The 23,611-nt window shown below is 46.1% G+C and carries 21 protein-coding genes; 20 read left to right on the forward strand and 1 reads right to left on the reverse strand.

Annotation, left to right across the window (positions count from 1 at the left end):
- Positions 1–43 precede the first annotated feature (43 nt).
- Complete coding sequence (locus CA598_RS16820; protein ID WP_036678796.1) at positions 44–997, forward strand: ribose-phosphate diphosphokinase; 954 nt, start codon at positions 44–46, stop codon at positions 995–997.
- 187 nt (positions 998–1,184) lie between these two features.
- Here CA598_RS16820 and CA598_RS16825 read toward each other — a convergent pair whose 3' ends face one another.
- Positions 1,185–1,385 carry a hypothetical protein gene (locus tag CA598_RS16825; protein WP_094872014.1) on the reverse strand — a complete coding sequence of 67 codons (201 nt, stop codon included), beginning with the start codon at positions 1,383–1,385 and terminating at the stop codon, positions 1,185–1,187.
- 125 nt (positions 1,386–1,510) lie between these two features.
- Here CA598_RS16825 and pth point away from each other — a divergent pair, with 125 nt between their 5' ends.
- From pth to ftsH, 19 genes are all read left to right on the forward strand, one after another.
- Positions 1,511–2,071: an aminoacyl-tRNA hydrolase gene (pth, locus tag CA598_RS16830; protein ID WP_094872044.1), complete on the forward strand. Its 561-nt coding sequence runs from the start codon at positions 1,511–1,513 to the stop codon at positions 2,069–2,071.
- Positions 2,072–2,154: 83 nt separating this feature from the next.
- Positions 2,155–2,385 (forward strand): anti-sigma-F factor Fin, encoded by a 231-nt coding sequence (fin, locus tag CA598_RS16835; protein ID WP_094872013.1) that lies wholly within the window; start codon positions 2,155–2,157, stop codon positions 2,383–2,385.
- 131 nt (positions 2,386–2,516) lie between these two features.
- Positions 2,517–6,041, forward strand: a complete 3,525-nt coding sequence (gene mfd, locus CA598_RS16840) for a transcription-repair coupling factor (RefSeq protein ID WP_094877220.1) — start codon at positions 2,517–2,519, stop codon at positions 6,039–6,041.
- Positions 6,028–7,071, forward strand: coding sequence for a peptidylprolyl isomerase (locus CA598_RS16845; RefSeq protein ID WP_094877221.1), 1,044 nt, complete (start codon positions 6,028–6,030; stop codon positions 7,069–7,071). Before mfd ends, CA598_RS16845 begins: the two co-directional genes overlap by 14 nt.
- Positions 7,072–7,423: 352 nt before the next feature.
- The gene (gene spoVT / locus CA598_RS16850; RefSeq protein WP_094877222.1) at positions 7,424–7,966 is read left to right on the forward strand and encodes a stage V sporulation protein T; all 543 of its coding nucleotides are present in this window, start codon (positions 7,424–7,426) and stop codon (positions 7,964–7,966) included.
- Between the two features lie 148 nt (positions 7,967–8,114).
- Positions 8,115–9,797 carry a putative polysaccharide biosynthesis protein gene (locus CA598_RS16855; protein ID WP_094877223.1) on the forward strand — a complete coding sequence of 561 codons (1,683 nt, stop codon included), beginning with the start codon at positions 8,115–8,117 and terminating at the stop codon, positions 9,795–9,797.
- 66 nt (positions 9,798–9,863) lie between these two features.
- Positions 9,864–11,363, forward strand: a complete 1,500-nt coding sequence (yabN, locus tag CA598_RS16860) for a bifunctional methyltransferase/pyrophosphohydrolase YabN (protein WP_094877224.1) — start codon at positions 9,864–9,866, stop codon at positions 11,361–11,363.
- Between the two features lie 287 nt (positions 11,364–11,650).
- Entirely contained in the window at positions 11,651–11,923 is a 273-nt protein-coding gene (locus tag CA598_RS16865; protein WP_036678778.1) for an HU family DNA-binding protein, read from the forward strand.
- Positions 11,923–12,201 (forward strand): RNA-binding S4 domain-containing protein, encoded by a 279-nt coding sequence (locus CA598_RS16870; protein WP_042183857.1) that lies wholly within the window; start codon positions 11,923–11,925, stop codon positions 12,199–12,201. Before CA598_RS16865 ends, CA598_RS16870 begins: the two co-directional genes overlap by 1 nt.
- 136 nt (positions 12,202–12,337) lie before the next feature.
- Complete coding sequence (gene yabP / locus CA598_RS16875) at positions 12,338–12,622, forward strand: sporulation protein YabP (protein WP_042123140.1); 285 nt, start codon at positions 12,338–12,340, stop codon at positions 12,620–12,622.
- Entirely contained in the window at positions 12,619–13,182 is a 564-nt protein-coding gene (gene yabQ, locus CA598_RS16880) for a spore cortex biosynthesis protein YabQ (protein ID WP_094877225.1), read from the forward strand. The genes yabP and yabQ overlap by 4 nt, the downstream gene beginning before the upstream one ends.
- Before the next feature lie 23 nt (positions 13,183–13,205).
- Positions 13,206–13,541 (forward strand): FtsB family cell division protein, encoded by a 336-nt coding sequence (locus CA598_RS16885; RefSeq protein WP_094872000.1) that lies wholly within the window; start codon positions 13,206–13,208, stop codon positions 13,539–13,541.
- Between the two features lie 124 nt (positions 13,542–13,665).
- Positions 13,666–14,169, forward strand: a complete 504-nt coding sequence (locus tag CA598_RS16890; RefSeq protein WP_094871998.1) for a S1 domain-containing RNA-binding protein — start codon at positions 13,666–13,668, stop codon at positions 14,167–14,169.
- 343 nt (positions 14,170–14,512) lie between these two features.
- Positions 14,513–17,020 carry a stage II sporulation protein E gene (spoIIE, locus tag CA598_RS16895; RefSeq protein WP_094871997.1) on the forward strand — a complete coding sequence of 836 codons (2,508 nt, stop codon included), beginning with the start codon at positions 14,513–14,515 and terminating at the stop codon, positions 17,018–17,020.
- A gap of 542 nt (positions 17,021–17,562) precedes the next feature.
- A complete protein-coding gene (locus tag CA598_RS16900) occupies positions 17,563–18,309 on the forward strand; it encodes a vWA domain-containing protein (protein WP_042183866.1) in 747 nt (248 codons plus the stop codon).
- Positions 18,299–19,237: a serine/threonine protein kinase gene (locus CA598_RS16905; RefSeq protein ID WP_179283689.1), complete on the forward strand. Its 939-nt coding sequence runs from the start codon at positions 18,299–18,301 to the stop codon at positions 19,235–19,237. Before CA598_RS16900 ends, CA598_RS16905 begins: the two co-directional genes overlap by 11 nt.
- 35 nt (positions 19,238–19,272) lie before the next feature.
- Entirely contained in the window at positions 19,273–20,715 is a 1,443-nt protein-coding gene (tilS, locus tag CA598_RS16910) for a tRNA lysidine(34) synthetase TilS (RefSeq protein ID WP_094877227.1), read from the forward strand.
- Positions 20,716–20,761: 46 nt separating this feature from the next.
- Entirely contained in the window at positions 20,762–21,301 is a 540-nt protein-coding gene (gene hpt / locus CA598_RS16915) for a hypoxanthine phosphoribosyltransferase (RefSeq protein WP_094871993.1), read from the forward strand.
- 108 nt (positions 21,302–21,409) lie between these two features.
- Positions 21,410–23,464, forward strand: coding sequence for an ATP-dependent zinc metalloprotease FtsH (gene ftsH / locus CA598_RS16920; protein ID WP_094877228.1), 2,055 nt, complete (start codon positions 21,410–21,412; stop codon positions 23,462–23,464).
- The last annotated feature ends 147 nt before the right edge of the window (positions 23,465–23,611 follow it).

Below are 23,611 nucleotides of genomic sequence, written 5' to 3' on the forward strand. Positions count from 1 at the left end.
CGCCTTTGGAAAGCTAAATTCCGTCACGGAGGGTTTAAATTTTATGACTTATTGTGATTCCAAATTAAAGATTTTCACCTGTAACTCCAACCCAAAGCTTGCTAGTCAAATCGCTGATTACATCGGAATTCCGATGGGTGAATCGCATACTACAAGTTTTAGCGATGGAGAAATCCAGGTCAAGCTGTCAGAGAGCGTTCGGGGTTGTCATGTGTATATTGTTCAATCCACCTGCGGCCCGGTTAATGACAACCTAATGGAGCTTTTAGTTATGGTGGATGCACTCAAACGCGCCTCAGCAAAAAGCATCAATGTGGTTATCCCTTACTATGGTTACGCTCGTCAAGATCGGAAAGCTCGTTCTCGTGACCCTATTACGGCCAAGCTGGTAGCAAATTTGATTGAAAAAGCCGGCGCTCACCGTGTAATTACGATGGACCTCCATGCTATGCAGATTCAGGGATTCTTTGATATTCCAGTGGATCACTTGCTGGGTGTTCCCATCCTGGCTCAGTATTTCCGTTCCAAACAAATCGAGAACCCAGTTGTCGTATCGCCAGATCACGGCGGTGTAGTACGTGCAAGAAAGCTTGCTGACTTCCTGAACGCTCCGCTTGCAATTATAGACAAGCGTCGTCCAGAGCCGAATGTCAGCGAAGTCATGAACATTATCGGTAATATTGAAGGTAAAACAGCCATTCTGATCGATGATATTATCGATACTGCCGGAACTATTGTACTTGGTGCTAATGCTTTGATGGAAGGCGGCGTGAAAGAAGTATACGCTTGCTGTACACACCCGGTATTGTCTGGTCCTGCACATGAACGTCTGGAGAATTCTCCAATTAAAGAGATTATCGTGACAGATACGATTCCAATTCGCAGCGCGAACCCAACTTCTAAACTCAAAGTGTTGTCCGTGGCTCCACTTATGGGTGAGGCAATTATCCGCGTTCATGAAGAGTTGTCGATTAGTAAATTGTTTGAAATTGAATAAATATAATCAATAAATACAAGCATAAATGCTCTACCGTCCTTATAAGGTCGGTAAGCGTTTAAGCGAGAAATATAAGACATATAGTATAATGTGAAGCTTATACTTTCTTATATTTGTAAAAAAGGGTTACACCTCCGTTCTCGGAGATGTAACCCTTATCGGCGTGATGCAGGTAGAAGCGCTGGCTTCAATACCCGGCGCGGGAGACGAAGGTGAATATGCTGCGGTTATAGAGTGTCCCTTGCAGCTCCACGAATCCTTCGTCCACTGCTGTCAATACACCAATGTCAATGTGCACGTCGCCTCTGTATATTTCCACAGGCACAGCATATTGGATATGGTACTGAAAATCGCGCTGATGTGTTAAGATTCCACCTTGATGTTGCATAGGTTATCACCTGTCTTCGGAGTATAATTTCGCTCTGGTTGCTTAAGAGTATGCAGATAAGATCTATTGTACCAAAAACGGACTTCTCTTGCCGGAGAGCCCGCATGGAAAGGAAAGGTTCGATAATGAAATGGATTGTCGGATTGGGAAATCCGGGAACACAATACGCGAAAACCAGGCATAATGTTGGTTTTATGGCATTGGATGAGCTTGCGGCTCAGAACGGGATTTCTTTCAACCAAAGCAAATGTAAATCTGTGATCGGTGAAGGCGTTATCGGGGGAGTCAAAACCGTATTGATTAAACCGATGACCTTTATGAATTTGTCCGGTGAGGCTGTTCGAGCTTATATGGATTATTACAAAGTTAAACTAGAAGATATGATCGTCGTCTACGATGATCTGGATACCGAAATTGGGAAAATTCGCTTGCGTTATCAAGGTAGTGCTGGTGGACATAACGGAATTAAATCGATCATTCAGCATGTAGGTACACAAAGCTTTAATCGGGTACGAATGGGTATTTCTCGTCCTGAACCGGGTTTTGCAATAGTGGATTATGTTCTCTCTTCTTTTCCTAAAAAAGAAGGGGATCCTCTGAAGCAGATGATCCTTAATACTTGTGATGCACTGGAGTTTAGCTTAAAGAATTCATTCGAACAGACGATGGCAAAATTCAATGGTTGATCTGTAAACTCTGTTGTTATGAGGCTAAAGATGAAGCTCCCCGGACATACTGAAGGTATATAGTACCTTCAGGAGGCATATAGATGGCAATAAACTATGTATGTAGGCACTGCAAGACATCTCTAGGCAGCATTAATAGAAGTGATGTTACAGAAATGCAGTTGGGCCTTCATTCCTTGACCCCTGCGGAGCGCAGAGATATAATAGCGTATAATTCAGAAGGTGAGATCACGATAAAGGTGACTTGCGACTATTGCAAGGAGGCTTTAGAGCATAATCCGGAGCTTAGCCTGCTGACGAGTCCGCTTCAGTAGGTGATAGCGCCTGTCTCTATCGTCATCCGCAAGCCTTGGCGTTACAGCTGAGGCTTCTTTTCGATTCCAATCATAATAGGTGACGGTCGCTTTGACTTCCGTTAGCCTGTTTAGTAAGAGAGGTGCGCCTGTTGTTACAAGGTATTATAGAAGCTTTTTCCAAGGATCCCGATTTCCAGTCTATCACCCAGGGTGTAGCTGCAGGTATGAAAGAGCAGCTCATATCGGGGCTTACAGGTTCAGCTAGACAGATCATGCTTGCAGCACTGCATGAAGAGACAGCTCGTCCCTTGCTTGTGGTGACTCATAATATGTTTTCGGCTCAGAAAATGGCCGATGATTTACAGGAAGCGCTTTCCCCGGAACGAGTTCTGCTCTATCCTGCTAATGAACTTGTGGCTGCGGAAGCTGCTGTCTCAAGTCCAGAGACATTAGCCCAGCGTATTGATGTACTGACCAAATGTGCTCAGGGCTTTCGAGGTATTGTTGTAGTTCCCTACTCGGGAGTGCGCAGACTGCTCCCTGCACCAGAGGTTATGGCAGAGGCGCAGGTTACGGTTTCTCAGGATGGAACGCTTGCTCTGGACGAATTCTTGATGTCCATGATCGAAATGGGTTATGAAAGAGTAGAGCGGGTTGAGAATCGCGGTGAACTGAGCGTTAGAGGTGGAATTATTGATTTTTATCCAATGACTTCTCCTTTGGCATATCGTGTTGAGTTGTTTGATGATGAGGTTGATTCCATCAGAACTTTTGATCCAGTGGATCAGCGTTCTATTGATAAAGTACGAAGTGTGAAGATTACACCGGCTAAAGAGATCATTGCGAGCAGGTTTCGCCAGGAATCCGCTTCTGCTGAAGCATCTGTTATGCTGGAACGACAGCTTGAGAAAATGGCGGATCGGCAGGCTAAGTTGCGTCTAAAAGAAGAAATTGGACGCGAGCTAGAAATGCTGCGCGAAGGAACCTATTTTCCTGAAATCTATAAATATATCAGTCTTTTATACCCTGAACGCTCTCATTTATTTGATTACATGGCCCAGGATACGATCCTTATTCTCGATGAGCCGACAAGACTGCTTGAAACGGCAAAACAGCTCGAAAGAGATGAATCGGAGTGGAACCTCCATCTGATGCAAAACGGCAAAACATTGCCGGATCTGGATCTCTCTGTCGAGACAGATGTTGTGATGTACAAACGTCCGTTCCAAAGCCTGTTTATGTCGATCTTTTTGCGCCAGGTGCCACACATTCAACCACAGAATATTCTTGGGTTTATTAGTCGTGGGATGCAGGATTTCCATGGTCAGATGAATGTGCTTAAATCGGAAATGGAGCGTTGGCAGAAGTCTGGTGTAAAGGTAATGATGCTTGCGAGCAGTGAAGAACGGATTGAACGTGTACGCAGAGTCCTTTATGACTATGGTATTGATGAGCCAACGATCGTACAAGGAAACCTGGGTTCAGGCTTTGAGCTGCCTTCTATTCATCTAGCCGTTATCACTGAAGGAGAGATGTTCTCTCAGAAGCAGCGGAAGGCACGGAAGATCTCTAAAGGGATAGATAATGCTGAACGGATCAAGAGTTATACTGAGCTGAAAATTGGTGATTATGTTGTTCACCAGAACCATGGTATCGGTAAGTATATGGGGATCGGTACGCTGGAGGTCAGCGGTATTCATCGCGACTACATGCATATTTTATATGCGGGTGGCGATAAGCTCTCGGTTCCGATTGAGCAAATTGACTTGATTCAGAAATATGTCGGTTCAGAAGATAAAGAGCCGAAAGTATATAAATTAGGCGGTAATGAATGGACACGGGTAACGAATAAGGTTCGTTCTTCCGTTCAGGATATTGCTGATGATCTAATTAAACTGTATGCCGAACGCCAAAGTGCAGCAGGGTATGGTTTTGAGAAGGATACACAGGAACAGCGTGAATTTGAAGAGATGTTCCCTTATGAGGAGACTCGGGATCAGCTTCGAGCGATTGAAGAGATTAAGAAGGATATGGAACAGAACCGTCCAATGGACCGACTCCTTTGTGGAGACGTTGGTTATGGGAAGACGGAGGTAGCTATACGAGCAGCCTTTAAATCAGCGATTGAAGGTAAACAGGTGGCTGTGCTGGTACCGACAACGATCTTGGCTCAGCAGCATTATGAGACCTTCCGGGAACGCTTCGCTAATCATCCTCTTAATATTCAAGTCTTAAGTCGTTTCCGCAGCCGTAAGGAGCAGAATGAGACGATTAAAGGCGTTCGGGCAGGAACGGTCGATGTGGTTATTGGAACCCACCGTTTGTTGTCTCAGGATCTTGTATTTAAGGATCTCGGTTTATTGATTGTGGATGAGGAACAACGATTTGGCGTGACTCATAAAGAGAAATTGAAAAAGTTAAAAACGAATGTAGATGTTCTCACCCTGACAGCAACGCCAATTCCTCGTACACTGCATATGTCGATGCTGGGAGTGCGTGATCTGTCTGTCATTGAGACACCGCCGGAGAACCGTTTTCCCGTGCAGACTTATGTTGTTGAGCATAGTCAGACACTTACTCGGGAAGCTGTAGAGCGCGAATTAGCCCGTGGGGGGCAAGTCTACTATCTGTATAATCGTGTGCAGGGCATTCAAGAAATGGCCGCTCAAATTTCCATGCTTGTTCCTGAGGCTAGAGTAGGTATCGGACATGGCCAAATGTCGGAAGCTGAGCTGGAGAAGACGATCCTTGATTTTCTTGATGGAGAATACGATGTACTGGTCAGCACAAGCATTATTGAGACGGGGGTAGATATTCCTAACGTAAATACACTTATTGTGCATGATGCGGATAAGATGGGCTTATCTCAGCTCTATCAATTACGTGGACGTGTAGGCCGGTCCAACCGGATTGCGTACGCCTATTTTACCTATCAGCGGGACAAGGTTCTGACTGAAGTGGCAGAGAAGCGGCTGCAGTCTATTAAGGAATTTACGGAACTCGGTTCGGGTTTCAAAATAGCGATGCGGGATTTGTCTATTCGTGGTGCCGGTAACTTACTTGGTGCAGAACAGCATGGTTTTATTGCATCGGTAGGATTTGATTTATACTCACAAATGCTGGCGGAGGAGATCCGCAAGCGTAAGGTTACTGTGCTTGGAGAGGAAGATACCTCGCTCAAAGAAGGCAATACAGTCATTGATTTGTCGATTGACGCGTATCTGCCGTCCGAGTATATTTACGACAGTATCCAGAAAATTGAAATTTATAAAAAAGTTGCGGCAGTTACCTCTTTCGATGATGCTTCTGAGCTTGAGGATGAGCTCTTGGATCGGTTCGGAGAATTGCCTGAAGCAGTCGTTAATCTATTAACCGTGGCTCGTCTGAAAGTATATGGAAAAATGTATGGCATTGATTCTATGATCAGACGTGGTGATGATGTTACCCTGAATTTCTATGAGGGGAGTCTGGGCGCTCTGGATACGGCGAAACTCGCCAAAGTTGGAAATAGCTTCGAAAGACGTGTACAATTCGATAGAGATGCTAAAGCCAGTATCCGAGTGAAATCGAAAGACTTAAGTGATAAACAACTGCTTGACTTGCTTGAACAGTTTCTTAAGGAAGCTAAACAGTCTTTTAAATCGAAGGGAGAACTACACAATGTCGTTAAATAAAAAAAAATCATGGAAAGTACTGCTCGTTTCATTGGTAGCAGCGGTTTCCTTTTCTATGCTAGCAGCATGCGGTAGTAGTGCTGATGATAGCAAGGCAGTTGCGACTTATAAAGGTGGAACAATTACAGAGAAGGAATTTGCTATGGATCAAAAAATCATGAAATTCCTCTCCCCACAGCAAGCGCAATATTTAGAGATTGAGGCGTTTAAGGAGTCTATTTTGAAGCAGGAAGTGGGCTTTGAATATTTGGCTTCCAAAGCAACGGATGAAGCGAAGAAGCAGGCGAAGAAAGAGGCAGATAGCCAAATTGCTGACTTGAAGAAAGCCCTGGGCGACAATTATAAGAAAACACTTAAAGACGCTGACGTTACAGAAGGCGATATCCATAGTTATATGGAGCGTGTGCTGACGGTTTATCAGGATATGCTGCTTAAAGTGACAGACGATCAGGTTGTCAAAGAATTTGAAGCTACAAAAGGTGACTTTACGGTAGCGACTTTGCGTCATGTGCTAATCGGTCTGACAGATGCTAACAACAAAGAGCGCACTAGCGAAGAAGCACTGAAAATCGCGAAGGAAGTTAAGGCAAAGCTGGACGGCGGAGCTGATTTTGCAGCCATCGCTAAAGAATACACTGACGATACAAGCTCTAAGGAAACGGGCGGAGAATATAAAGATAAAGCTGTAGGAACATATGTAGATGAGTTTAAGAAGGCTGCTCAAACCCTGCCTTTGAATACCATTAGTGATCCTGTAGAGACTTCTTATGGTTACCACATTATCAAGGTGGAGTCCCGCACCGACAAAACCTTTGACCAGTTAACGGATGAACAAAAAGAAGGCATTAAGAGCTCCATTGTGTCCAAGAACCTGGAAGCGTTCATGGAGAAAGATCTGGAAGGCATTATTGAGAGCATCAATCTGCCGAAGAGCTCTGCTGCTGTAGACGAATCCGGAACAAAAAATAGCGGAACAGAAGCCACTACAGCGCCAAGCGCATCCCCAAGTGCTACAAAAGCTGCTGAATAAACATCGGTAAAAATGGACAAGCTTACCTTAGAAAAGCCATCCTCACTTAATGTGAAGATGGCTTTTTTATAAATATAAGGAGTATAAGTTTCACGCTATACTTTTTCCTTATATTTCTCGCTTAAGCGCGTACCGTCTTTGAGGACGCCGAAGGCGCTTATGCTTGTTCGAAGAAACATCTTCAGAACGGCCTTTATCTTGATACAGATATTAATACATGTCAGCTTATGTATAAGGATCTGGGAAGAGATGAATACTATGGTCAGATATTACGATAAATCACTGGGATTATCCTTTCCCATAATGGACAGTAGTAAGACCATACTTCTTAAGAAAGCGGGGCACATGTGAAATGAAAGCTACTGGAATTGTTCGGCGTATTGATGATCTCGGACGAGTGGTTATTCCCAAAGAAATTAGACGTACTCTACGGATTAGAGAAGGCGACCCACTGGAAATTTTCGTCGATCGGGACGGTGAAGTCATACTCAAGAAATATTCCCCGATTGGCGAGCTCGGTGACTTTGCAAAAGAGTATGCGGAGTCCTTGTTCGAAGGTACTGGACATATTACGATGATTGCTGATCGTGATACCTTTATTGCACTTGCTGGGGGCTCCAAGAAAGACTATTTGGAAAAACAAGTAGGAATTCTTTTGGAGAAGGTCATGGATAGTCGTAAGACTGTACTGGAAACCAACGAAGGCAGTTATGAAATCGCTAAAGATCATCCAGATTTGGTGTCCTCATATGTAGCCTCACCGATCATTTCCGGTGGAGATCCTATAGGTTGTGTAGTGATGGTAAGCAAGGATGATTCGGCGAAAATGTCGACAATGGAAGTGAAAATGGCCGAAACCGCCGCCGCATTCCTTGGCAAGCAAATGGAGCAGTAACCGTAATGAAGACCCCGCTTTCCTTTTGGTAAGATATACAAAGGGTAAACGGGGTTTTGTCGTTCTTACAAAACCGTTTCTACTTGTGGGTATACATACGTTATAATATAGAAACTCATCCCATTAAAGTTGTAGAAGCAGGTATTTTATGAAATCTAACACACAAACATCACGGCTCTTACAAGGGGCATTTATTCTAAGTGCAGCAGCCATTATTTCAAAGCTTATAGGTACACTCCAAAAAATCCCGCTGCAAAATCTAGGCGGAGATGCGGTATTTGGTATATACAACACAGTTTATCCTTTATACACGATGTTGTTGACGGTAGCAATGCTAGGTCTGCCAGCGGCCATATCCAAATTTGTCGCTGAAGCCTCTGCAGGAAGGCGTGATGACGAGGGTCGAAGGATTCTGCGGTTAACTGCAATTATAACAGCCATAAGCGGTTTGGTTATCGGAGTAATCACCTATGCAGGTGCGCCCATTATAGCTGGGTGGGTCGGTAACTCGCATGTGATGCCCGCTTTGCGGACAAGTGCTTGGGGACTTGCGGTTGTTCCAATCATGTCAGCTCTTCGCGGTTATTTTCAGGGTCTTCATAATATGGTTCCGACGGCTGTGTCACAAATTGTAGAGCAGTCCGTACGTGTTACGGTAATGATTGTACTGCTCTTATACCTGGCCTCACTGGGTGCAGGCGCTGAGAGCATTGCTGCTGGCGCATTGCTCGGATCAGCCGGGGGAGGGGCAGCAGGTCTTGTGGTTATGCTGCTGTTCCTCCGACGTCATCGGCGGAGGTTAAGACAGGGCACCTCTGTAGATGCTGCTGCTTCTGTCGAAAGCCAGGATTTAAAGCTGCCTAACGCGGAAATTAAGGGGCGAGCCAATCAACGGTTTATGGGCGTTAAAGCAGGTGCCTTGCTGGCTTATGGCATTCCTGTGATGCTTGGCGCGTTGGCAATGCCCCTTATCGGGCTTGTAGATGTATTCACCGTACCTCGTTTGCTATCCTCTGTAGGAAGCGAAGTGGAGGCGATGATACAGTTTGGAGTGTACAATCGTGGTTTACCGCTAGTGCAAATTGTAACGATGATTGCCACTTCATTGTCCGTCGTGTTCATTCCAGCCTTGGCAGAGGCGAAGTACAATGGAGATACGAAGCTGATTGAGAACCATTGCAGCTTATCGCTGCGTTGGTTCTGGCTTCTAGGGCTAGCAGCCTCGGCGGGCCTAGCGGTGCTTGCTGAGCCGATTAATATGGCTCTTTACGGCGATACGGCCGGCAGCAGCACTATGACTTGGCTGGCCTTAACCGCTGTTGGCGGTACGGTCAGCATCATCTCAGCTGCGCTTTTGCAGGGCCTCGGCTACGTGCGCGCCCCGGCCCTGCACCTTTTGGCCGCCGCGCTGCTCAAGGCGGCCCTGAACCTGCTGCTGGTTCCGCAGCAGGGCATTACCGGCGCAGCCATCGCTGGCGTGGCCGCGCATTCGTTCGCAGCAGCGCTTAACGTGCTGCTGCTGTACCGCCAGGGCCATCTGCGGGTTCGCCTCGCAGATGCCCTGGCACGGCCCGCGCTGCTTACAGCGGGCCTGGCTCTTGCCGCCGCAGCCGCCAGCTGGGGCGTGGGCGCTGTGGCTACGGCCGCTGGCATCGGCGGCGGGCGCACTGCCAGCTTGGCGCAGAGCCTGCTCGGAGTGCTCGCAGGCTGCGCTGTCTTTGCCGTAGGGGCTATAGTCCTGCGGCTCCTTAGCGAGAGCGAGCTGCGCCAGCTTCCGGGCTTCGGCCCGTCCCTGGCAGACAAGCTGAAGAAGCTGCGCTTATTCCCTTAATCAACTTCTATATCACAATATAAAAATGCGGTCTGCTGAGACAGCCGCTTAAGAGGAGGAACAGACATGAGTGCAACATTAACGGTCGTCGGTCTGGGTTCAGGTAACCCTGATCGATTGACGCTAGGAATTATAAAGAAGCTGAAGGCAGCATCCGTTGTCTATGTCCGCACAAAAGAGCATCCAGTCATGGCTGCCCTCTCCGAGCTTGAAATAACTTCACAGTCCTTTGATGGATTGTATGAATCATTATCCTCGTTTCCAGAGGTGTATGCAGCGATTACTTCAAAACTGATTGAAGAGGCTCAGGCAGCAGCAGACGGTACAGATATTGTTTACGCGGTTCCGGGTCATCCTATGGTTGCGGAATCAGCGGTTTCCCAGCTGCGCGAGCGGTGTCCTGAGGAAGGCATTGAACTGCAAATATTGGGTGGAGAGAGCTTTCTCGACGAGGCGTTTGTTCGACTGGGGTTTGACCCCATTGAAGGGTTTCAGTTACTAGATGCTTCAGGCATTCGCAGTGCTCAGCTTCAGCCTGAACTTCACACCCTGATTGGTCAGGTGTACGATAGCTTTACAGCCTCGGAAACAAAATTATGTCTGATGGAGCTGTACCCGCCTGAATATGAAGTTGTTGTGGGGCATGCACTCGGTGTTGAGAACGAAGAAAGTATTGTAAGAGTGCCACTGTACGAACTGGATCGACTCGACGGTTATGGTAACCTGTCATTAGTTTATGTACCTGCGAATCGTGATGAGAAGCTAAGAAATCGTACCTTTGCCCGTCTGCATGAAATTGTTGATATTCTTCGAAGCCCGGAAGGTTGCCCATGGGACCGGGAGCAGACACATGAATCCCTGCGCAAAAATTTAATCGAAGAAACCTATGAAGTCCTTGAAACGATAGATGAGGATGATCCCGATCATATGAGAGAGGAGCTGGGCGACCTTTTGCTGCAAATTATGCTTCACTCTCAAATGGAGGAGGAGCTAGGCACATTTAACGTGTATGACGTCATTGAAGGGCTGAATGATAAGCTTATCTTCCGTCACCCCCACGTATTTGGGGATACCCATGCGAATGATGCCGAAGAAGCGCTGAAGAACTGGGAAGGCATGAAGGCAGAAGAGAAGCGGCGTAAAGGTGTGAAGCCAGAGGAATTATCCGTTCTTAGTGGTGTTCCGCGTGACCTGCCTGCCCTTATGAAGGCATATAAGCTTCAGAAAAAAGCATCCAAGGTGGGCTTTGACTGGGACAATGCTACGGATTGCATAGCCAAGATTCGTGAGGAGATCGATGAGCTGCAGGAGGCGATTGACACAGATGCGGCGACAGATGAGCAAATTCTGGAACTTGGGGATTTGTTGTTTGCAGTTACGAATGTCGCTCGTTTTATCGGTGCAGATCCGGAAGAGGCATTAACCCGGACTAACCGCAAATTTGTGCGCCGGTTTCAATATATTGAGCAAAGCTTGCAGCGCAAGGGAACGAGCGTAAAGGATAGTAGTTTGGAAGAGATGGAAGAACTGTGGCAAGAGGCTAAGGCTGAGGAGCGTAAAGTCTAGTATTTCACAACCCCTTTACGGTATATGGACTCCACAATGAGGCAATGCTGTGGATGTAGCTTTTATTTTCTGATTTAGAATGTGGCCAGTAGTTTAATAGTGCTATAGAATAGATTCTGCGACGATTTCTGAGAAATAACTGCTTCTTTTTTAAAAAAACGACGAATCGTGGCAGGATTTTAAGGTGACATCAAGAATAACATAAAGACGAAATGCGATTCGCCCCATATTATGGCGGTGATTCTCGTTTCATTTATTTTTTCGTATCCTAGGAGGAACTTTAAATTATGAACAAGACAGATTTGGTAAACAACATTTCCGAGAAAAACGGATTGGCAAAAAAAGATGTAGAAGCAGTATTGAACGGATTCTTGGGTGAGATTACAGAAGCTTTGGCAAAAGGTGATAAAGTCCAACTGATCGGTTTCGGAACTTTTGAAACTCGCAAACGTGCAGGACGTACTGGTCGCAACCCGCAAACGGGCACAACGATTGAAATTCCAGAATCGACTGTACCGGCTTTCAAAGCTGGTAACAAGCTTAAAGAAGCCGTTAACTAATGCGTCTTGACAAATTCCTGAAAGTGTCCCGTTTAATTAAGCGCCGTACAGTGGCCAAGGATGTGTCCGAACAAGGCCGGGTACTGATTAACGGGCGGGAATCTAAACCTAGTAGTGCAGTTAAGATCGGTGACGAGATTACTGTACAATTTGGACAAAAGCTTGTAACGGTCAAAGTAGAAAAGCTGGTCGAAACGACTCGCAAGGACGAGGCCGCTGGTATGTATACTCTAGTTCGGGAAGAGCCTGTTGCCAAAAGCAGCGGACTGGACTGGTAAGAGTAATAGAAGATGGCATAACTTTACATTTTGTAGAGTTGTGCCTTCTTTTTTTCTCTCTTATTTTAGAGGGACGGGATGTTCTATAACTTCTACTTCTGCCATAGATTAGAGGTAAGAAGGAGGGGTACATGCTATGATCGAGCCAGGAAAGGTAAACAAACAGCATGATCTGCACATGCGCAGTCGGAAGCAGTTAGAGTTGACGGGCGTGCAAAATGTGGAGAGCTTCGACAGCGAGGAATTTTTGCTTCGTACAGAACTCGGCCATCTCACCATTCGCGGGAATCATTTACATATCAAAAATTTAAGTCTGGAGAACGGAATGTTGTCCTTAGAGGGCAATGTACATTCCCTGATTTATCTCGATCCCGGATCGCAGGGCAAAAACAAAGGTCTGCTCGGTAAGCTATTTAAATGAATCCTGCAGTCCAGTGGGTGACGCTGTTCTACATGATCATGGCCGGGTTGGCAATGGGACTGGCCTATGACAGCTACCGGGTGCTGTCGCTGAAGTTCAATTTTCCCAAATGGCTGAATGCCATGCTAGATCTACTGTATTGGCTTTGGGCTGCCTTGCTCGTTTTTCGTATGCTTTATGCCGGAAATCAAGGACAATTGCGGTTTTATGTCTTTCTAGGTTTGTTTCTAGGAGTATGGATCTATTTTTTAATCTTCAGTGTTACGGTGCGGCGTTTTGTGTTAAGGTTAATTCAATCGGTTCAGTATATGTGCAGGCTGCTTTGGAGACTTGTGGAGATCCTGATAGGTACACCTCTTCGCTGGCTTTGGCGATTTGTTTTAGGACTGCTAAAGCTACTAGGTCGTATTCTGCGGTTCATCTTTAAGCTTCTGCTGCGTCTGACCAAACCAATTTGGGTATTACCTGTTAGGTGGATCTCTCCACAGTTATCTCGGCTGACACATAGCGCCTGGATTGTGAAGATCACTGGATGGATTACCAAATGGCGGAAACGCTGACCTTGAATTAGGGGGTACGTTACATGAACAGATTTACTGCGGAAGAGAAGAGTAATCATAGCAAAAATTCGGCCGCAGGCGCGAAGAGAAGAAGATTTATGTGGATTGTCTTTGTGGCAATATTTTTTGGTTGGGCGGGTTATACTTACTTCGATCAAAGCGCGGTCATTGCGGACAAGGGCAAGGAGCTTGCAAAGAAACAGGAGACTAGTGAGGATGTCATGGCATCTTTAACTCAATTAAAATATGAATTATCCAGACTTAATGATGACGAGTATATTGGCCAATTAGCACGTAAATGGTACAATATCTATCCTCAAGGGGAAACTCCTATTCGAACAGAGCAATCAGAGCAATAATAGCGGCTAAAAGAGGCTTTTACTCTGTTGCCTTGCTTTGCTCTTTACTGTATAATCAAATCACCGCAGACAGGATGACCTTAATATTCGTCTGTATATTTTTAAGGGAGGATCATTTTATTCTATGGCAATTGAAGTGGGCACCAAGTTAGAAGGCAAAGTGACAGGCATCACGCATTTCGGAGCATTTGTGGATCTGTCAGGAGGTGTCACAGGTCTCGTTCACATCTCGGAAATCGCCGATAATTATGTCAAGGATGTTAACGATCATCTGAAGATTAGTGATGTAGTAACAGTCAAGGTGATCAACGTCGATAAGGACGGCAAGATCGGACTTTCCATTAAGCAGGCTGTTGACAAGCCAGCATCGGAAGTACGTCCGCCTAGAGCTCCAAGACCAGAACGTCCTAGCGGCGGAGACCGTTTCGGCGGCGGTGGCGGCAGTGGTGGTGGAGGCGGCGGTGGATTCAATCGTGAACGGGGTGGGCGTCCATTTAAGCCTGCAGCCGGTAAACCTTCATTCGAGGATAAAATGTCGCGATTCCTGAAAGACAGCGAAGAACGGATATCTTCGATTAAGAAGAACACAGAAGGAAAGCGCGGAGGCCGTGGAGCTAAACGCGTATAATCCAATACCTGTACATCATAAATAACCGCAGGGGCATTTCGCCCTTGCGGTTTTTTTGTCATGTCATATAAAATTGCCGACAGCATCCATGTCATTCTCACATAACTCTAGGGCAATCGCTGACGAATGACCGCCGCGTTAGCGCGTGAAATTACGTTGCAAACAATCTTGAAACCAATCAACCTACCGTCCCGCAAGGGATAGAACCACTTTTTTACAGATCATGAATGAAGGCTTTTTTGTCGGAAATTTCTTATGTGTGTCCCTCCATTTTTGACAAACTTTCTCAAATCTCCGGTTATATAATGAGTAGCATAAATTCTTAAACGGGTGGTGTAGGGGAATGAGTAAAAGCAATGTGGTAAATTTGCCAGAGTGGACAAGAGTGGGAAGTGAAGATAAGAAACAAAGACAAGCCTTACGTACGCGCATTACAGCTTGGGTTCAGAAACAGCGGTATATGCAGCTTATAGCCGCGAAGAAATGGATGGTTTTGCTCAGTTTCATGGGATTTTTGCTGGGTAGAGCCATGATCTTGGACGAGCTATCCCCTTTTGCTGTCGCATATTTCGCCGTCATTGTGTTTATGCGTCGTGACTCCATTTTACCTGTGGCTGCAGCGATTATAGCTGGAAGTCTCTTCACTCCATTCCCCGGAGCTTTAGTTACTACTGCTGAACTGATTATTTTCTATCTAGTCTACAAAGGGCTGGAAAGTTATGAACGAATAGATTTGTCCTATGCACCACTGATGGTGTTCGTGTCTTCGTTTATGGTTGGTCTGTTCCAGATCGTTATTGGACCGTCTCTTTCCTGGTATCCGCTTATGATGATAACACTAGATGCTTTATTAGGCTTTGTACTTACACTGGTCTTCATTCAAGCGCTTCCTCTACTAACCTATAAGCAAAAGAGTAGAGCGCTCAGGAACGAAGAGGTTCTATGCCTTATTATCTTGCTTGCCTCTGTAATGACTGGTCTTGTGGGTTGGACCCTTAATGGTTTGTCTTTAGAACATATATTGTCACGATATTTAATTCTACTGTTCGCTATGGCAGGGGGGGCTCCACTTGGTGCGGCTGTCGGGGTTGTGACTGGGTTGATTCTCAGTTTGGCGGATATCAGTGCCATCTATCAGATGAGCCTGCTTGCTTTTTCTGGAATGCTAGCGGGAATGATGCAGGGGGGTAGAAAAGGTGCAGTATCCATCGGGATGTTGCTAGGATCCACGATCCTTTCCGTCTATTTTACGGGTCCGGGTGATATGATGGCCTCGACATGGGAAACCTGCGTAGCTGTAGTGCTATTTCTTATAACGCCTAAGGCGATGATATCTGCCATTGCTAAATATGTTCCGGGCACGTCAGATCATAGCCGAACTCAACACGAATATGCGCGAAGGGTCAGAGATTTAACAGCAGAACGGGTGACGCAATTCTCACAGGTATTCCAGCAGCTGTCGAGCAGCTTTGGGCAGATTCCACGTGCCGGAGAAGTAGGGAAGTCAGACCGTGAGATGGAGGATTTCATGAGTACGGTGACAGAGGGCGCCTGTGCAGGATGCATTCGGCGTTCCCACTGCTGGGATGCAAAATTCTATCAGACGTATAGATACATGACAGATATGATGACTACTGTTGAGGAATGCCCTGATATTACGGCAGCTCAGCTGCCTCCGGAATGGAGCCGGATTTGCGGTAAAACTGGCGAAGTGCTTGAAGTCATGAAAGGACAATATGATCTTTACCAACATGATATGCGATGGAAAAGACAAATATACGATAGTCGTCAATTTGTTGCCGAGCAGTTATCGGGCGTGTCACAGGTTATGGAGGATCTAGCGCGTGAAATAAAACGCGAGGGACAGGCTATGTATCGTCAGGAAGCTCAAATCCGTGAGACATTGGAGAAGTTAGGGTTGTCTATTCATAGCATCGAAATCCTAAGTTTAGATCCTGGGCGTGTAGAAATAGAGGTGGTACATGCCTATACTCGTGGTTTTGATGAATGCCGTAAAATGATCGCTCCGCTCCTTTCTGACATACTAGATGAGAATATTGCTGTCATGAGCGAGACGGCAGTCCATCCCCGGGAAGGATTGTCGATGGTTACCTTCGGTTCAGCCAAAGCCTTTGAGATAAACACAGGAGTGGCCGTTGTTTCTAAAGGCGGAGATATGCTATCTGGCGATAGCTTCAGTACCGTAGAGCTTGGAAACGGCACCTTTGCTGTATCCATTAGTGATGGAATGGGAAATGGTGAGCGGGCGAGAATGGAGAGTAGTGCCGCCCTCGGCATGTTAGAAAAGCTACTGCAATCCGGTATGGATGAGAAGCTGGCTGTAAAGTCGGTAAACTCTATTCTCTTATTACGTTCTCCTGACGAGTTTTATGCTACCGTTGACATGGCTTTAATCGATCAGTATTCCGCGCAGACAACTTTTATGAAGATTGCTTCCGCACCGAGCTTTATCCGCAGGGGTAGTGAGGTTATTCCAATAACCTCTAGCAATCTGCCTATAGGAATCATTAAAGATATCGATGTGGATCTGATCAGCATGCAGCTTCGGGCGGGTGATATTTTGATTATGATGACGGATGGTATTTATGATGCGCCTGGATATGCCGTTAATAAGGAGATATGGATGAAACGGTTGATCCAAGAGCTTGAGGGGGATGATCCTCAAGATTTGGCGGATAATCTGTTAGATAAGGTAATCCGTTATCAGGGCAATGAGATCCATGATGACATGACCATTGTCGTAAGTCGTGTAGATCATTTCCACCCAGAGTGGTCCAGCCTGCATATGCCTGGTGTCGGGCGAATGGAGCGTCCGCGTACGGTGAGCTAGTTATTTTAGGTTTAGGTTTAGTAGGTTTTAATGTTGGGTACGCGCGAAGCGCCGTATTGCTTGTATGTTTAAGCACGCACGAAGTGTCGTGTTGCCTATATATTTGCAGTGAGCGCAATGCGCCGTGCTGCTATAGGAGGTTTAAGTACGCGCGAAGCGTCGTGCGTGCTTGGAAGTCGAGGCGAGTCTGTGATGTGTAACTCGCCGGCCTCTACTATTTACGTTTCAAAGGTTCGCTGACTTTGGAGCGTAATTTTTTAGATCTAAACTGTTTACTAGTGAAGGTACGGAACGGAGAGAAAGTTTGGAGCTGTAGAAGCGGAGCGTTCGCCTTTATTATTTGATTTCAACCGCAGAGGGCGGTTTTAATAGAGAAATCAAATAATAACAGCGATCGAAAGCCCAAACATTTCTCGCAGTTCCCCTATTCACTAACCCCTCTATTTTGATCTAAATTTCCCCACTTAATATCGACCGTTTGAAATCTCTCATTTCTGGATATGCTAGAAACAGAGGTTCAAACAAAGGGGGAGTTGAGGGTTATGAAGCAAATTATGCTCATTACTGACGGTTGTTCGAATGTAGGAGAAAGTCCGGTGTTGGCAGCGGCGCATGCCCTGCAGGAGGGAATCACCGTAAATGTGGTTGGTGTAGTTGATTATGGTACGATCGGCGAACTCGGAAGCCGGGAGATTGCCGACATTGCCAAGGCCGGGGGAGGCCTTAGCCGGATAGTCGGAACGCCACAACTGGCGCAGACGATTCAAATGATGACACGCAAGACCGTGGTTCAGACGATCCAGCAGGCGGTTAATAAAGAGGTAAAAAAGATACTAGGCGATGGCTCACTGGATCAGTTACCTCCTGTTCAACGTTCACAGGTTGTTACAGTTGTAGATGAACTGACAGAAACAACACCGCTGCGCATTGCACTTCTTATCGATGCCAGTGCTAGTATGAAACCTAAATTGGGTGCCGTGGAAGATGCTATCCGCGATTTGGCGCTAAGTTTGGAAGCACGGGAAGGTAAAAGTGAGATCGCTGTGTTCCATTATCCTGGAAATAACAGCAGTGAAGATGCCAAGCTTGATCTAGATTGGACCCATGACATGTCAGGTATTCGTACTTTATTCTCTAAATTACACATGAGAGGCGCGACACCGACGGGTCCAGCTATTTTCAAGGTGCTTGAACATTATCGTTATGATACACTGGATGAACATCGTGGACGCCGACTAAGTGATGACCACGACGAAAGAGAAGGGATGATTGGTGGGTATGTCGTCTAATCCGTCCTATCCTACTGGTACCTTAATTAACGGCAAATGGCGGGGTAACCGTTATGTCGTTGAACGGATGCTGGGAAGGGGCGCGAACGGAACCGTATATCTTGTGCAAAGAGAAGGCAGACGGGAAAGGTACGCGCTAAAAATCGGATACGATACACTTGAACTTCAATCGGAGATCAATGTACTAACCTCGCTGCAATCACGGCGAAAACGGAATGAACATCGTGCACGTCGTGAGAATCCATTGTCTTCTTATTTTTTGGAAGCGGATGATTTTGCGAACGGGGATAATGTCCCCTTCTATGTAATGAGGTATGTTGAAGGCAAACCTCTGCATCATTTTTTATCGAAAAACGGTCCCGACTGGTTAGGCCTGGTTGGGCTTGGTCTGCTTGATAAGCTGCGCACACTGCATGAATGCGGTTTTGTGTTCGGGGATTTGAAGCCGGAGAACGTCATGGTATCAAAGTATGGCGAAGTGGAGCTGATCGACTTTGGGGGTACAAGTCCTATGGGTCGCAGTGTGAAGCAGTTTACTGAATGGCATGACCGTGGCTTTTGGAACGCAGGCAGCCGTACGAGTGATGAGGGTTATGATCTATTCGCTTTTGCAGTACTGTGCCTCCGTCTTTTGAATGAAGAGGGGCTCAAGAAAGCTGCGCTACAGCTGCCGCAGACAAGAAGTGTAGATGAGCTGTTTAAGCTGGCTAGAAATCTACCCGACAAGAAACTATCCTCTTGGATTTGTTTGGCGTTAAAAGGAGGTTTCTCCGGTTCCGCAGATGCTACAGAGCTCTGGCGAAACCATATTTACAATTCGCGTAGAAAGCGTCCTGATAGTATGGACACACCTCGCTGGCTCAAAAATGCTTTTGGGTTATCCTTGTTCGTACTTGCCTTTACAATTTATTGGGTATTTCGGTTTTGAACTTATACATATAGTAGAGAGAAGGGGGGCCGCATATGGAGCAAATGAATGGACTGGTGGAGTCAGTATTGGAGTCAGCAGCCGAGCACGAGCTGTGGGCGCCCCATGACACCATTGTAGTCGCAGTTTCCGGCGGCCCGGATTCTGTGGCTCTTTTGCATGTTTTGCATGAAATAGCTTTAAACGTTATGCCACTTACCCTAATATGCGCTCATGTGAATCACGGATTTAGACCGGAGTCTAAGGAAGAGGCAGAGCTAGTACGTGGTATGGCTCAACAATTGGGACTGCCCTTTGAGTTGGCCGAATTTGATATTCCTTCTTTGGTCAAAGAGAGTGGACTCGGTCCTGAGGGGACAGCACGCGAGAAACGATACGAATTTCTGATTGATACCGCACACCGTTATGGGGCACGCTCCGTTGCTCTGGCTCATCATGCGGATGATCAGGCAGAAACAGTGATTATGCGTCTATTGCGAGGAAGCGGTTTATCGGGGCTGTCGGGTATCAAGTGGAAAAGAACAGAAAAAAAGGTGGAACTCATTCGTCCATTCCTACGTATTAACAAAACGGCTCTTCTTGGGTTATGTCAGAATGAAGGTTTCACCTATGCCGAGGATGCGACTAATCTGCTGACCAAATACAAGCGGAATGCTGTTCGATTGGAGGTTCTTCCTTTTCTGGAAAGGTATAGCAGCAGAGTGAGGCAGTCACTTGTGCAGCTTGCGGAAATTGCAGGAGCTGAGGATGAATATATGGAGGCATCTGCGGTAAAATGCTTTGAGGAGCTGGTTTCGGAAGGGGAAGGGAAATATACCTTTAACAGAGCTTCATTTGCGGCCACACCCTCCGCTTTACAACGGCGTTTGATTAAACTAATATTAAATTATCTGTCGGCGGATCTATCTGCCCTTGATTTCTCCAAGATTGAATCTGTACGTCGGGGAACGCTGCAGAGCTATCCCACCACCTGGAGTTTGGATTTAGGTGGAGGCCTGACTTGTGTGCGGCAATACGATATCATCTTGTTCTCGTCCAAGCCCGCGCAGCAACAGGCAAGCTATACATATCGTCTGTTTTTACCGGACTCCGAGCTTAAGCTGGAGGAAATAGGTAAGGTGATGTCGATGGCGGTGCTGGAGAGAGAAAACTTTTTTGTACAGGGGGAGGATTATGGGAAGATGTCGGCTTGGTTTGACCGTGATGAACTGGTCTTTCCACTAACGATTCGTTCCCGATTGCCTGGAGATACCATAAGAGTCATGGGATTAAACGGAAGCAAAAAGGTAAAAGATATTTATATTGATGATAAAATACCTGCTGCTGAACGCTCAATGATCCCCCTCGTTTGTGATGGTTTGGGCAATATCGTCTGGATTCCGGGCGTAAGACGCTCGATGCATGCCGCAGTAGGGCGGCAAACGACCTCGATACTTCTATTGTCTCTAGCAGAGCTGGATGACCGTGAAGAAACGTAATGGTCGATGTAAGTCTTTCATAGTATAACTTAGGAGGTTTCGCAAGTTGCAAAATGATATTCAAGAAGTCTTGATCACCGAAGAGGAACTTCAGCAGAAAATTAAGGAGCTCGGCCAAAAACTGAGCGAAGAATACGCAGGACGTACCCCTTTAGTCATTTGTGTACTAAAAGGCGCGTTTATATTTATGGCAGATCTGGTTAAAGCCATTACAGTACCTGTTGAGATGGATTTCATGGCAGTTTCTAGCTATGGAGCTTCCACCAAGTCCTCTGGTGTTGTCAAAATTATTAAGGATTTAGATGTATCGGTAGAAGGCCGTGATATCTTGATCGTTGAAGATATTATTGACAGTGGCCTTACGCTCAGCTATTTGATTGAGCTGCTCCGCAACCGCAATGCTGCTTCTATCAATGTGGTTACCTTGTTTGATAAGCCCTCAGGTCGTACGGTTAATCTGGAAGCCAGCTATACAGGCTTCGTGTTGCCAGACGAATTTGTAGTAGGCTACGGATTGGATTATGCCGAGCGGTATCGGAACCTCCCATATGTTGGAGTACTGAAGCCTGAGATTTATTCCAATTGAACTATTGATTGCCTTGATCTACGGATCGGGCACCCTTGGCTTCCTTTATTTGAGGTGTCCCAAGAGGCTATGGTACAATAACTTGAGTGTTGCGAGAGGAGGTAGGGGATGAATCGGTTCATCCGGAATTCTGGTTTTTATTTGATTTTATTTTTAGTCGTGGTGGGTATTGTCCAGTTTGTGAGCAATGGAAATGAAGCCGCCGATTTCCCTAGATACGACGAGTTACGGCAGGAGATCAAGAGCAACAATGTGAAGGATTTGACGGTTCAGTTTGAGGGTAATGCCTTTTTAGTTACAGGCGAATATAGAGAGTTGCCTGCCGATACTAAATCGAAGAGCTTCTCCACATATATTCCTCCAACAGATGCTGCTATTAATGAGCTGATTCAAGCCAGTGATGTTAATGGGATTGAATTAACTCAGAAGAAAATGGAAGGTACCAGCATTTGGCTGACATTCCTTTCTTCTATTATCCCGCTAGTCATTATGTTCATCTTGTTCTTCTTCCTGTTTAACCAGGCGCAAGGTGGCGGCGGTAAAGTCATGAATTTCGGCAAGAGCAAGGCTCGGTTATATAATGAAGAGAAGAAGAAAATTAGCTTTGAGGATGTTGCAGGGGCAGACGAAGAGAAGCAAGAGCTTGTCGAAGTTGTTGAGTTCCTGAAAGATCCACGCAAATTCGCAGCTGTCGGTGCACGTATTCCTAAGGGTGTATTGCTTGTAGGTCCTCCGGGAACAGGTAAAACATTGCTTGCACGTGCAGTAGCAGGTGAAGCTGGTGTTCCTTTCTTCAGTATTTCCGGTTCTGACTTCGTGGAAATGTTCGTGGGTGTCGGTGCTTCTCGGGTACGTGATTTGTTCGAGAATGCCAAGAAGAATGCTCCATGTATTATCTTCATTGATGAAATTGATGCTGTGGGTCGTCAACGTGGCGCCGGACTTGGTGGCGGACATGACGAACGCGAACAGACACTTAACCAATTGCTGGTTGAGATGGATGGATTCGGTGGTAACGAAGGCATTATTATTGTTGCGGCAACTAACCGCGCTGATATACTTGATCCTGCATTGCTACGTCCAGGACGTTTTGACCGTCAAATTACGGTTGACCGCCCTGACGTAAAAGGCCGTGAAGCTGTACTTAAGGTTCACGCTCGTAACAAGCCTCTTACGAAAGATGTAAGACTGGATGTTGTTGCAAAACGTACAACTGGATTCACTGGTGCGGATCTGGAGAACCTGCTAAATGAGGCGGCGTTGCTAGCTGCGCGTCGTAACCGTAAGGATATTTCCATGATTGAAGTCGATGAAGCCATCGACCGTGTTATCGTAGGTACTGAGAAACGCAGTCGTGTTATCAGTGACCGCGAGAAACGTATTGTGGCTTATCATGAAGCAGGTCATACTATAGCTGGTTACTTCCTAGAGCATGCCGATATGGTGCATAAAGTTACTATTATCCCACGCGGACGTGCAGGCGGATATGTTATCATGCTTCCGAAGGAAGATCGGATGATCGTTACGAAGCAGGAGCTTTTGGATAAGGTTACTGGATTACTTGGTGGACGTGTTGCCGAAGAATTGTTTATTGGCGAGATCGGTACGGGTGCATACAGTGACTTCCAACAGGCTACGCGCATCGTGCGTGCCATGATTATGGAGTACGGTATGAGCGATAAGCTTGGACCTATGCAGTTCGGATCTTCTCAAGGTCAAGTATTCTTGGGTCGTGATATTGGGCATGAGCAGAATTATAGTGATTCCATTGCTTATGAGATTGATCAAGAAATGCAGAACTTTATTACTTCGAGCTACGAGCGTTGTAAAGAGCTATTGCTCAAACACTCTAAAGAAATGCACTTGATTGCCAATACCTTACTTGAGAAGGAAACACTTGAGCTTGATCAGATCAAAGAACTGATTGAACAAGGCTTCCTTTCCGAAGATGGTAAAGCTAAGGATGGTGAAGGTGTTGCACTTGAAGTTGGTGAACCAGTCATTGATAATATCGGTGATGTGAAAGTTCGCATTCAAGGCAAACCTGAGGATGCACAGTCCACAATCCCCGATCTATCGAAGGATATCCCGAATAACCCTGATTCTGAGGGTAATGATGATTCCGACGATAACAACAAAGGTGGCGGCACTAGCCTTACCTAAATGGTCTCACGATTCATATGATGTAAATTTATCCGGAGAACGTAACTGTTCTCCGGATTTTTTATTTTAATTTTTAAGGGATTTTGAGCCTTAAAGCCTGTCCAGTTACATTGACAGAGACTGGAACGTTGTGTACATTAGTGATTA

Origin of the sequence: Paenibacillus sp. VTT E-133291 (genome assembly GCF_002264395.1) — a bacterium.
GTDB classification, from domain to species: Bacteria; Bacillota; Bacilli; order Paenibacillales; family Paenibacillaceae; genus Paenibacillus_AQ; species Paenibacillus_AQ nitricinens.